12 protein-coding genes are annotated in these 12,820 nt (G+C 33.9%); 11 read left to right on the top strand and 1 reads right to left on the bottom strand.

The window, feature by feature from the left end; translation table 11 throughout:
• Nucleotides 1-17 precede the first annotated feature (17 nt).
• Nucleotides 18-971 (top strand): branched-chain amino acid ABC transporter permease, encoded by a 954-nt coding sequence (locus tag ACZ76X_RS15095; protein WP_479851164.1) that lies wholly within the window; start codon nucleotides 18-20, stop codon nucleotides 969-971.
• Between the two features lie 61 nt (nucleotides 972-1,032).
• On the opposite strand, the gene ACZ76X_RS15100 is transcribed toward ACZ76X_RS15095, so the two are convergent.
• Nucleotides 1,033-1,821 (bottom strand): LysR family transcriptional regulator, encoded by a 789-nt coding sequence (locus ACZ76X_RS15100; RefSeq protein ID WP_479850860.1) that lies wholly within the window; start codon nucleotides 1,819-1,821, stop codon nucleotides 1,033-1,035.
• A gap of 120 nt (nucleotides 1,822-1,941) precedes the next feature.
• Here ACZ76X_RS15100 and ACZ76X_RS15105 point away from each other — a divergent pair, with 120 nt between their 5' ends.
• The 10 genes from ACZ76X_RS15105 to ACZ76X_RS15150 all read left to right on the top strand — a co-directional run bounded on the left by ACZ76X_RS15105 (nucleotide 1,942) and on the right by ACZ76X_RS15150 (nucleotide 12,768).
• Complete coding sequence (locus ACZ76X_RS15105; RefSeq protein WP_479850861.1) at nucleotides 1,942-2,490, top strand: DUF4865 family protein; 549 nt, start codon at nucleotides 1,942-1,944, stop codon at nucleotides 2,488-2,490.
• Nucleotides 2,491-2,526: 36 nt separating this feature from the next.
• Nucleotides 2,527-2,934: a tautomerase family protein gene (locus tag ACZ76X_RS15110; protein ID WP_479850862.1), complete on the top strand. Its 408-nt coding sequence runs from the start codon at nucleotides 2,527-2,529 to the stop codon at nucleotides 2,932-2,934.
• Nucleotide 2,935: 1 nt separating this feature from the next.
• Nucleotides 2,936-3,259, top strand: a complete 324-nt coding sequence (locus ACZ76X_RS15115; RefSeq protein ID WP_046197654.1) for a carboxymuconolactone decarboxylase family protein — start codon at nucleotides 2,936-2,938, stop codon at nucleotides 3,257-3,259.
• A gap of 153 nt (nucleotides 3,260-3,412) precedes the next feature.
• Entirely contained in the window at nucleotides 3,413-3,856 is a 444-nt protein-coding gene (locus tag ACZ76X_RS15120) for a MarR family winged helix-turn-helix transcriptional regulator (protein ID WP_001205517.1), read from the top strand.
• A 120-nt stretch (nucleotides 3,857-3,976) separates the two neighbouring features.
• Entirely contained in the window at nucleotides 3,977-5,032 is a 1,056-nt protein-coding gene (locus ACZ76X_RS15125) for an LLM class flavin-dependent oxidoreductase (RefSeq protein ID WP_479850863.1), read from the top strand.
• Between the two features lie 591 nt (nucleotides 5,033-5,623).
• Nucleotides 5,624-7,027, top strand: a complete 1,404-nt coding sequence (gene cydA / locus ACZ76X_RS15130; protein ID WP_479850864.1) for a cytochrome ubiquinol oxidase subunit I — start codon at nucleotides 5,624-5,626, stop codon at nucleotides 7,025-7,027.
• Nucleotides 7,014-8,030 (top strand): cytochrome d ubiquinol oxidase subunit II, encoded by a 1,017-nt coding sequence (gene cydB, locus ACZ76X_RS15135; RefSeq protein ID WP_000950061.1) that lies wholly within the window; start codon nucleotides 7,014-7,016, stop codon nucleotides 8,028-8,030. The genes cydA and cydB overlap by 14 nt, the downstream gene beginning before the upstream one ends.
• Nucleotides 8,030-9,745 carry a thiol reductant ABC exporter subunit CydD gene (gene cydD / locus ACZ76X_RS15140; RefSeq protein ID WP_479850865.1) on the top strand — a complete coding sequence of 572 codons (1,716 nt, stop codon included), beginning with the start codon at nucleotides 8,030-8,032 and terminating at the stop codon, nucleotides 9,743-9,745. The genes cydB and cydD overlap by 1 nt, the downstream gene beginning before the upstream one ends.
• Before the next feature lie 2 nt (nucleotides 9,746-9,747).
• A complete protein-coding gene (cydC, locus tag ACZ76X_RS15145) occupies nucleotides 9,748-11,472 on the top strand; it encodes a thiol reductant ABC exporter subunit CydC (RefSeq protein ID WP_479850866.1) in 1,725 nt (574 codons plus the stop codon).
• A gap of 162 nt (nucleotides 11,473-11,634) precedes the next feature.
• Nucleotides 11,635-12,768, top strand: a complete 1,134-nt coding sequence (locus ACZ76X_RS15150; protein ID WP_479850867.1) for a hypothetical protein — start codon at nucleotides 11,635-11,637, stop codon at nucleotides 12,766-12,768.
• The last annotated feature ends 52 nt before the right edge of the window (nucleotides 12,769-12,820 follow it).

Raw genomic sequence — 12,820 nt, forward strand, 5'->3', positions numbered from 1 at the left:
TATATTTCGGAGTATGTATGCTCATTTGTTTAAGTGTATTTCCGTTCGTAAATGATTCACGGAGCCTGTTAATTTTGTTCACTCAAATCTTCATCTTTGCTATTTTTGCAATGAGTTTTGATGTATTGCTTGGATATACCGGAATTGTATCATTTGGTCATTGTATGTTCTTTGGAATAGGAGCATATGGCGTAGCGCTCTTATTTGATCGGCAAGGAGTATCCATAATGAACTTTTTAATAGGGATAATAGCTGCAATTATCCTTTCAGCAATGGTTAGTTATATAATCGGTTTGCTTTCTTTACGACTGAAAAGTCATTTTTATGCAATGTTAACACTTGCTATTTCACAATTGTTTTTCGTACTTGCTGAAAAATGGCGTTGGCTCACTCACGGAGGAGATGGTTTTACATTTGGTGTACCAGACGTATTCCGTGATCGTTTTACCTTTTATTATGTAACACTTATATGTTTAATTGTCATTTTTATTCTGTTACGTCTTTTCACCAAATCTTCTATTGGAAAAGTATTAAAGGCAATTTCACAAAATGAGCAACGTGTCGAAGCACTAGGATATAAAGTGCTTCATTACAAAATTATTGCTAGCATTGTTGCAGGAGTAGTAGCTGCGATTAGTGGTGGATTATTTGTTATCACATTACGCTTTGTAAATACGACTGTATTTTCAATTGAAATGACATTAAATGCATTATTGATGACGATGATTGGAGGCGTCGGAACGTTAATTGGAGCAATTGCAGGAGCAGGAATTATTGAATCTCTAAAATATTATTTATCAGAACTAGCTACAGAGTATCCGATCTTTGAACGATGGACGATTATTCTTGGTTTATTGTACATCATCGTATTGCTACTTTTCCCGAAAGGATTAGTTGGCACGGTTAAGGGACTGAAGAATATGAAACGGAATAAGAAGGAGAAAAGTGCAGAAGTGGAGCAAAATGTGTGAAAAATCAATTGTACAGAATATGAAAATCCCTCTTTTAGATTCATAAAGGAGGGATTTTTTATTAACCAAATAGTTCATCAGGGATTTGTTTGAAAGAGTTTTGATTTGTAAAAAAATGAACAGCTAATTTCTCAACTGGAACATCTTCAATTGGTACCAATTTATCATTTTTAATCGGCAAAAAGGCTATCCCTTTTCCGTCCTGAATAAACTCTTCCATAAGTGAATAAGAATCTAATTGTTGAAGTTGACGCTGAGATAAATTATTTTCTTTTAGAAATTGTATCGTCTTATTTCTAAAAGGGCACTTTTTGTCATTACTAACGAAGAAGAGTTCCTTTGAATAGTCAATGGTACGTGTTTCTTTCGTTTTCAATAAGCCTATAGAAATTGAAGTAGTAAATACTTTTTTAAAAGCTGCGTCGGGATCATCCTCGTAAGTAATGACCATATCAACTTTTTGTTGCTGCAGTAATTTTTGCAAATGACTACTATTTTCTACATATATTTGATAATTCCTGAAATTTTCTTTAATACGCTTGCTTACATAAGTAGTCAAAATAGATTGTGACGTCGCGATTATATAAGAAGAACCACTCGTTTTAATTTTATCTTTTGCTTCTTCTACTAAAGTTAATATTTGATTCGTGTAGTCTAATAAAATGTCCCCAGAAGGTAACAAGGAAACGCCTTTGTTATCTCTATGTAGTAAAGGAGTTTCTAATTCTTGTTCTAATTTTTTAATACGCTCAGTTACGTTTGGCTGAACATATCCTAACTCTTTCGCAGCTTTACTAATAGAACCTTCACTAGCTACAGTTTTGAATATAATAAGATCATTTATTTCCATGTATCACAGCCCCTTATACGGTATCATTATAAATGATATCAAACATAATTTATACCTATTTTACGGTAGTCAATCATCGGTTTATCATTGTGTATATAAGTTAGAAAGTGAGTGATAAACATGATTGGAATGCAATATAAGGTCATTTTGCCAAAGGATTATGACATGGAGATTATTAAAAAAAGAGTAAAGGATAATGGGCATAAAACGAATGGTTTTCAAGAACTAAATTTTAAAGCATATTTAATTAATGAGGCAGGTAAGGACGGGAATTTCTATAACTGTTATGCCCCTTTATATGTTTGGAATGGCCATGAAGGAATGAACAAATTTATCTTTGAAGGGTATTACGATAATATTTTACAATCTTTTGGGTGGCAACAAATAAATATAGGTGTTCCATTAGTTGTTAATCTAAGTGATGATTTTAAGAAATGTAAGTATGTTATTGAATACGTGGGGAGTATTTCTCAAAGTAATTCACTGAGGGAGACTCAATTAAAAACTATGAATGAATATATACAAAATATAGAAAAGTGTTTAGGCCAGGTAATAGTTTATAATCCGGATAAATGGAGGTATAGTCAGTTTAATTTTTATGAAGAAAAGCCTGACATGGTAACGAATAAAGATGCTACAGTATATGAGATTTTGCACATTTCACGATGAAAATTTGTTGAAGTTTAAGAAAAGGACTGAAAATGTATGCCTTTTGTGAACGTTTATTATCATGAAAATAAATTAAATAAAGAAGAAATCAAAAAGATAGGTGAATGTATTCATCTTTCATTAATTGAACATTTTAACATCCCTGAAAATGATTATTTTCAACTGTTTTTATCTTACTCGCAAAATCACTTTTTATATAATCCATATTATTTATTAGAAAGAGGAGAAAAGAGAACAGAGAATATGATGTATGTTTCTATTACATGTGGACCGGGAAGAACGATAAAACAGAAAAGTGATCTGTATCAATCGATATCCTCGAAGGTTTCTGAATGTTCTAGTATAAAAAGTGTAAATATTTTTATTACGGTAAATGAGACATCTGCAGAAAATTGGTCATTTGGTCAAGGAATGGCACAATTGGTAAAAGTGAAGGGGGAGTGAAATGATGAATGAATCCATTGAATATTGTATTCAAGAGAAAATGAGAGAAAAGGCACCTGCATTTGCTCATTACAGTGAAAAAATATTGTTCGAGGAAGTGTGGCGGGATGACACTTTAACATTAAGAGAAAGGAGTTTATGTACAGTGTCGGTATTAATCAGTCTTGGTAATACAGAACAATTACCATTTCATTTGCGACTGGCCAAACAAAATGGAATTAAAGAAAATGAAATGATTGCATTAATAACACATATGGCTTTTTATGTTGGTTGGCCCAAAGCAGTAGGCGCTTTACATATAGCAATGAATGAAATGGAAAGTTAAGAATAACGATAAGAAAGAATTCATTTAAACATGAATTCTTTCTTATCGTTATTTATGCAATACTCTAATGAGATATTTTTCACGTTTTCTCTTGCTTTTTTATCACTTGCGTAGTAAAGTGATAGTGAGATTCACGATAGGAAGTGATTAAACATGCGTGATAATACGATAGGATCATTAATATGGTTACGTTTAATACGATTTACGAACCAAAGTAATCAGATGTCAAATGAGTTTTTAAAACGTTTTGATTTAACGACTGCTCAATTTGATGTGCTTTTGCAGATACGTACGTATCAACCACTAACGCAAATGGAGTTAGCTGAAAAAGTAACTGTTACTCAAGGTGGCATTTCTCGAATGTTAACTCGTCTTGAAAAAGAAGGGTATATAGTACGAAAACAAGATTGGAAAACGAAAACAATTAGTCTTACAGAGCAAGGGGAAGCCGCTTTAGAAAAAGCACTGCCAGAGCAGCTTGCATTTCAATCTTCGTTTTTTGATGATGTATTAAATGAAGAAGAGCAGAAAATATTATACGAGCTAATGACGAAAGTGCATAAACACAGTGAAAAAAAAGAATTACCGCAAGAGTAATTTTTTTTACAGTATCAATTGACTAATCAAGTGAAGATGTAGGTAATAGGGAGATACATTTGACTTACCAACGTTTTAAAAAGAGAAACGAATAACATTTCATTAAAGGAGAGATCAACTATGGAAAAATACCGTATGGATACAAGTAAAGGAATGGAGTTTGGATTATATTCAATTGGGGATCATGTTTTAAATCCACATAACGGAGATAAAATTAGCGCAGAACAAAGAATTCATGAATTAATTGAAACAGCAAAGTTAGCGGATAAAGCTGGACTTGATGTATTTGCTGTCGGTGAAAGTCATCAAACACATTTTACAACGCAAGCTCATACAGTTATTTTAGGAGCTATTGCACAAGCTACGCAAAATATAAAAATTGCGAGTTCAGCTACGATAATAAGTACATCTGATCCGGTACGAGTATATGAGGACTTTGCTACAATTGACTTAATTTCTAATGGACGTGCAGAAATTGTGGCTGGTCGTGGATCTCGTATTGGGGGATATAGTTTACTTGGTTATGACGTGAATGATTATGAAGAGTTATTTGAAGAGAAGATGGATCTTTTATTAAAAATTAATAACGAGGAACATGTAACATGGAATGGGCAGTTCAGAGCACCGCTCGCACATGCATCGGTTATTCCAAGAGCTAAAAATAATAACTTACCAATTTGGCGCGCAGTTGGTGGCCCACCAGCTAGTGCGATTAAAGCAGGACGGGCGGGTGTGCCAATGATGATAACAACACTAGGTGGTCCAGCTATTAACTTTAAAGGGTCAGTAGATGCTTACCGTGAGGCTGCTGTGCAAAGTGGGTTCAATCCAGCAAGTTTACCAGTTGCAACAACGAGTTTATTTTATACAGCAAAAAATTCACAAGATGCATTTAATGAATACTATCCTCATATTAATGCTGGTATGCTTACACTGCGCGGTGGTGGATATCCGAAACAACAATTTACAAATGCAGTAGATTATCGTGATGCATTAATGGTTGGTAGCCCGCAACAAATTATTGAAAAAATGCTTTACCAATATGAATTGTTTGGACAACAACGTTTTATGGCACAAATTGATTTTGGCGGCGTACCATTTAATAAAATCGAGAAAAATATTGAATTAATTGCTACTGAAATTTTACCGGCTGTTAGAAAACATACAGCAAAATAAATAAAAAAACTGAGAGTCTAATCGACTCTCAGTTTTTTATTTGTTCTGGAAAAATGACAAAAAAATGAACTTTTAGTCGAGGAAGACGGAAGTTATTTTCTATTTTTGAATAACATTATTTTGAGTTTGAATTTTGAAAATACATTTTTCTCTTGACAAAAAATAAGCGTTTATCGAGGGTGGTTTCGAGGACATTTTTTCGGGTGAAAGTCAAGTGTATGAAGAAAAAACAATTATTTTATAGATATAAAAGTAACCCGTATATTGAAAAAATACATTTTGTTAATGAGAAAAATCTGATTCAAAAAAATGACAAAAGACATATTTCAGACAAAATGATGTCAATAATACGTCAAAAATAACCTGAATTTACTATGCAGGTATATTATACAATTCGATTAACGAATAAAACACTACAGAAATAGTGAAAAGGTAAAAAATAGCATTACAATAGTTTGAAAAACTGAAACTTCATATTTTTCGACAATACATACAAAATGTTTTTGTCTTTTCGTATTTCTTAATAATTGAGTTTGATAAGATTGCTCAATTAACTTTTATTATAAAAACTATGAAGGAAGTGATTGTAGTATGGAAACGCTCGAATTGGCACGAATACAGTTCGCATCAACAACGATTTTCCATTACTTTTTTGTTCCGCTGTCTATTGGGTTAGCTTTTATCATTGCGTTAATGCAAACGTTTTATGTGGTAAAGGGACAAGAAATTTATAAGAAGATGACGAAGTTTTGGACACAAATATTCCTTGTTAACTTTGCGGTAGGTGTAGTAACTGGTATTCTACAAGAATTCCAGTTTGGTATGAACTGGTCAACCTATTCACGTTTCGTAGGTGATGTGTTTGGTCCATCACTTGCAATTGAAGGTTTATTAGCATTTTTCATTGAATCTACATTTTTAGGTTTATGGGTATTCGGTGAGGATAAATTACCGAAGCGAATTCACCTTTTATGTATTTGGCTCCTTTCAATTGGAACAATGTTATCAGCATTTTGGATTTTAACTGCAAGTGCATTTATGCAATCGCCAGTAGGATATGAAATGGCAGCAGATGGACGTGCACAAATGAATGATTTCTTAGCGATCATTCAAAATCCACAATTATGGGTACAATTCCCTCATACAATTACAGCGGCAATTGCAACGGGTGCATTCTTTATTGCAGGTGTGAGTGCATGGAAAATAACGAAAGCCCAAGAAACGGAAGTGTTTAAAAAATCATTCCGTATTTCTATCATTGTTGGAACACTTACAACGGCGCTAGTATTATTCTTCGGTCATGCGCAAGCGCAACAATTAATTAAGACACACCCAATGAAAATGGCGGCAGCTGAAGCGTTATGGAATACGAGTGAAGATCCAGCGCCATTTACAGTATTTGCGAAAATTGATGCAGAGAAGAAAGAAAATTCGTTTGAAATTCAAATCCCTTATATGCTAAGTCTATTATCATTTGATAAATTTAGCGGTCAAGTAGAAGGGATGAATCAAATTCAAAAGCAATATGAAGAAAAATATGGGCCTGGAGATTATATTCCGCCAGTACACACGATGTTTTGGAGTTTTAGAGCGATGGTAATGAGTGGAACATTTATGCTTCTTCTGGGAGCGTACGGTTGGTTCTTATCAAGAAAAGACCGTTTAGCTGAAAAAACTTGGTATTTAAAATTAATGGTGTATGCAATTTCACTACCGTTTATCGGTAATACAGTAGGATGGATTATGACTGAAATGGGACGTCAGCCTTGGGTAGTCTTCGGTGTTATGAAAACGGAAGATGCTGTATCTCCAAATGTTACGTTCGGAGAAGTATTATTCTCTTTAGTTTCGTTCACATCACTATATTTAATTATAGGAGGAATTACTGTTTACTTATTCGTTCGTATTATCAAAGGACATGAGAATAAGAAAGCGAAACAGGATTCTCAAAGCCATGATCCATTTGATAAGGAGGATGAGTATGTTATCTCTTAATGAGTTGTGGTTTATCATTATTGCAATTTTATTCGTAGGCTTCTTTGTACTTGAAGGTTTCGATTTCGGTGTAGGTATAGTTTCAAGGTTTTTAGGAGAAAACGATTTAGAGAAAAGGATTTACTTAAATACAATTGGCCCATTTTGGCATGCGAATGAAGTATGGCTTGTTTGTGCAGGTGGCGCTATGTTCGCGGCATTCCCGCACTGGTATGCAACTTTATTTAGCGGGTTTTACATTCCGTTTGTATTTATGCTTCTCGCTTTAATTATAAGAGGTGTTTCTTTTAAATTCCGTGCGAAAATAGATAATCATAAATGGAAAGGTTTTTGGGATTGGGGTATGTTTTTAGGGAGTTTACTACCTCCTATCCTTTGGGGAGTTGCCATTGCTAACTTTATGGTAGGTATTCCAATTGATGAGACGAAAAATGCTGTAGGTGGATTCTTACAATTACTTCATCCATTTGCGTTACTTGGAGGAGTTATGTTCCTTCTGTTATGTATTGTTCACGGATTGCAATTCCTTACTATACGTACAACAGGTAAGTTAAGAGAACGTGCACGTATTGCTGCGTTGAAAATTGCACCACTTGCAATTATAGCACTTCTTATTTTTGCCGGTGTAGGGTTATGGAAAACAGATATTTTCACTGGTCATGGTACAGAGTGGATTATGGTTCCGATTGGAGCTTTTGTAGCGTTATGTGCGTCAACATTATTAAATAAAAGAAGAAGAGATGGTTGGGCTTTCTTTATGACAAGTTTAACAATCATTTTACTAAGTGCGAGCGTGTTTGCTGGCATGTTCCCACGTGTTTTAATTAGCTCGTTAGGGTCAATATACGATTTGACAATTTATAATGCAGCATCAGGAGATTATGCACTAAAACTGATGACGTATTTTTCAATTGCTATTTTGCCATTTGTATTGGGAAGTCAAATATGGAGTTTCTATGTGTTTAGACAACCTGTTAAGTCAGATAAAGATTTGGAGTACTAATGAAAAGAAAAAGAGGACTTCCGTCGTATCCTGGTAGCCGAGTTTTATATGTAATGTTAACACTCATTAGCATGTTAGAAGCTTTTAGTATTATTGCACAAACAGTGTTTTTAGCGAGGGCTATTACGTTTTTATTTCAGGGAGAAACAGTGCAATCTGTATTAAATGAAACGATTTATTTTGGAATCACGTTTGCAGTACGTCACATGCTAGTTCGAGTATCGCAAATATTAGTGGAACGTTTCGCTGAAAAAACAGGATCGCTACTGAGAAAACAATTAATAGAGGCGTATTTCACATTAGGTCCACGATATGTTCAAACTGCTGGAACAGGTCATCTGGTTACCTTATCGATAGAAGGTATTGAGAAATTTAAAACATATATTGAATTAACAATTCCTAAAATGATTAGAAGTAGTATCGTACCGGGACTAATTGTACTATATGTTTTTACACTAGATATTGAGTCTGGAATCATTTTAGTTGTAACGATTCCTATCGTAATTATATTTATGATCCTACTAGGATTAGCAGCGCAGAAAATGGCGGATAGCCAATATGAAACATATCGTGTTCTTTCTAATCATTTTGTAGATACGTTAAAAGGATTAGAAACATTAAAGTATTTAGGTCAAAGTAAACAACACGAAGGAAAGATTGAAAAAGTAAGTAAAAGATATAGAAAAGCAACGATGCGTACTTTGCGAGTTGCTTTTCTTTCTTCATTTGCATTAGATTTCTTTACGAGTTTATCAATTGCATTTGTAGCGGTCGGATTAGGGATACGTTTAATAGATGGGACAATTGTACTATTACCAGCCCTTACGATTTTAATTTTAGCTCCGGAATACTTCTTGCCGATTAAACAAGTTGGAGCAAATTATCATGCTACGTTAGATGGTCAACTTGCAATGGAGCAAATAGAAAAGATTTTACAGCGACAAAAAGAAATAGGGAAGAAAGAATCTAATGTAGACTTAATATGGAATTCAACTAGTAACTTGAAATTACAAGATGTAAAAGTAAAGAATGATGAATCTGAAAAAGCTATATTAGAGGGAATTGATTTTACTTGGAAAGGCACTGGCGCTATAGGTGTAATTGGTGAAAGTGGAGCAGGGAAATCAACGTTAATCGACGTATTAGCAGGATTTTTAACTCCTTCAGCTGGAAAGATGATTGTAAATGGTGTGGAAATTGACGGGGCTACTCGTGAAGAGTGGCAAAAGAATATTGCTTATATTCCGCAGCAACCTTATATTTTCCCGCTTTCATTAAAAGATAACATTTGTTTCTATGAAACAAATATAACTGATGAAGAAGTGGAAAGAGTTATTAATGAAGTCGGTCTTCGTTCACTTGTTACATCGCTTCCAAATGGAATGTATGAAAGAATTGGAGAAGGTGGGCGTATGCTTAGTGGCGGACAAGAACAACGTGTCGCAATGGCGCGAGCCCTTTTAAGTAAAAAGCCAATTATTTTATTAGACGAGCCTACGGCACATCTTGATATTGAAACTGAATTTGAAATAAAGCAAGCGATGTTACGTCTGTTTGAAGGTAAGTTAGTATTTCTTGCAACACATCGTCTTCACTGGATGAAGCAGATGGATCATATTCTTATTTTAAATAAAGGGGAAATGATAGAAAGCGGAACGTATGAAGAACTTTTAAAGAATGAAGCATTACATTTTCATCGGAAAGAGAGGGGATAGAGATGAGTAACTGGATTAAACCGTATATACAGCAAAATAAAGGTAGAATGACTGTAACTATTTTCCTTGGTCTTCTTGGAGTTAGTTCAGGTGCGATGTTACTTTTCATTTCAGGTTATTTAATCTCTAAATCTGCTCTTAGACCAGAGAATGTAATGGCAGTTTATGTACCTATCGTTGCAACACGTGCGTTTAGTATAGGACAAGCGGTATTTCATTATTTAGAGCGTTTAGTTGGACACGATGTTGTATTGCGCATATTAGAAAAGATGAGAACGAAACTATATGGGATAGTAGAACCACAGGCGTTATTTTTTCGTTCACGATTTCAAACGGGTGATATGTTAGGCGTATTATCCGAAGATATAGAGCATTTGCAAAACCTATATTTACGTACAATATTTCCTAGCATATTAGCATTAGTTGTATATAGCATATTCGTAGTTGTTATTGGTGCATTTGACGTAGTGTTTGCACTTATTGCAGGGTGTATGCTAGCGATTATCGTTTTTCTTCTTCCATTTGTATCATTACTTTTAATGAAGCAACATCATGTTACTTTAAAGCAAGGAAGAAGCCGTTTGTATCAACAACTAACAGACGCTGTTTTTGGATTATTTGATTGGCAAGCAAGTGGTAGAAAAGATGAATTCATTCATAAGTATGTAGAACAAAATGCGCAGTTGTTGAAAACGGAAAAAAGAATGAAGCGCTGGAATCATATTCGAGACAGTATCATTCAATTGGTAGTGGGGATTGTAGTTATTTCAATGATCATATGGACTGGAAATGAGGCGGCAAGTGAACAAATTGCACCTACCGTTATTGCGGCTTTCGTCTTAATGACGTTATCTGTCACAAACGCGCTTATTCCTCTTTCAGATGCCATCGATCGTATTCCATCATATGTAGAATCTGCTCATCGTTTAAATCAGGTAGAAGGTAATGATATTTTACAGGATGAAAAGGAATTACCTAAACATAAAGATTATGTTGCATCAAAACATATAGACATTGAATTAAATCATGTATCGTATAGTTATCCGGATAGTAATGAATTCGTATTGAAAGAAGTATCACTACAAATAAAGGCAGGAAAGAAAATTGCCATTTTAGGAAGAAGCGGAACAGGAAAATCTACTTTGTTAAAATTGTTAACAGGTGCGCTAAGCCCGTTACATGGTGAAGTTTTATTGAATAGTGAACATGCTCATACGAATCTTTTATCAAAATATATTTCTGTATTGAATCAAAAGCCGCATTTATTTGATACGACAATTGGAAATAATGTGCGAATCGGCAAACCAGAGGCTACGGATGAAGAGATATGGAAAGCTTTAGAGAAAGCACAATTAGCTTCGCATATTGCTACTCTTCCAGATGGATTACAAACAAAAATGCATGAAATGGGAAAAAGGTTTTCTGGCGGGGAGAGACAACGAGTTGCTTTTGCTAGAACGCTAATGCAAGAAGCACCAATCATTGTACTTGATGAGCCGACGATAGGCTTAGATCCAAAGACAGAATTGTCTTTAATAGAAACAATGTTTTCTGCAACGGAAGAAAAGACAGTAATTTGGATTACGCACCATCTTGTAGGAATTGAACATGTAGATGAAGTTATCTTCCTTGATCGTGGTAAAATTGTGATGCAAGGAAGTCATGAACAACTTCTGAAAGAAAATGAGAAGTATCGAAAGCTTTATGAGTTAGATAAAGGAATATAGTTTGAATAAGTAATAATTGTGAAAATAGCTACGCCTAATGGTGCAGCTATTTTTGTTTTGAAATGAATATTCTATTCTTCTTTCATGTTGGATTGCAGATGTATATGATTGTTACGAATGAAAAATGAATTTCATATTATACATATAATGGAGGGGATATACATGAAGGAGCAGTATAAAATTATTGTTTTCAGTGATGAATTATCAGGGGGAAGGATTCAAAATGCATTAGACAAAAATAAATGTAAAACAATAGTTCATGTTGTAGACGTTTCAGCTATTGTTCGTATAGAGAATTCTTTTCAATATATAGTTATTTGGAGAGTGGACGCAGAAAAACTTGTAAATGAATTAATAAACAGGGGCGTGCAAAGTTCAAAAATTATTAATTTAATAAAATACATGTATGAATGGAGGAATAAATTAATTTCTATCTATCAAATAAATCCGGATCTTATGTCTTTATATATTGCTATGAAAAAAGCAAAGAGTGATCCAACGTATGAATTGTTTGCGACAGGTTTATCTTACCCACATTGTGGTATAAGTACGGAGATCCTCTCAAAAAAGTCAATAAAATTTACACTTCCATCGCAAGACCTGTACTATGATTATTTAATAGCGTCACAACTGCTATCAAACGATCATTCCTTTCAATATTGTTTGATAGGAATAGCCTATTTCTCTTTTTACTTTGACATGTCGTTATCATCTGAAGCATATAGAATTCACAAAGTATATTATCCATTGTTTCAAGACGGTCATCATACTGTAGTGCATTCTCCTCTACCCACTGATGGATTCTCACATCTAGATACCCCGAAACCACTTTCTTCTATTTTTAATTTGCATTTTGAATATATTTTATTAGACGAACTAAAAGATGAATCATTGATATTGCCCTGGATAAATGCTGAATGGAATATCACTCCCCTCCACATTCCCTTTGAAGAACACGGAAAAATAAGAGCAGCTTCACATGCTAAATTATCATATCCTCATACTTTAGTTGAATATAAAACGATTTTCAAAAAATATTTAGAACTACTGTTAAAACATGATATAAAACCACTAATTGTTGTATTCCCTGTTACTTCACATTATTTCAATTGTAGTAGTAAGAAATTAAAAGAGGATTTTTATAAAGTTATAAATGATTTTCAAACTCAATATTCTTTTCGGATTATTGACCTATTTGATTCACCATTATTTTACGATGATGATTTTTATGATAGTGATCATATGAATAAAAAAGGTGCTAATAAAATGTCTGCGTTATTAAATATGTTTATTTAGGAACGAAAAGTATGATATTTTGTTTCATGTTTGCATAAAAGTATATAGGTTC

The sequence above is a fragment of the Bacillus sp. BC05(2025) genome (genome assembly GCF_056725905.1).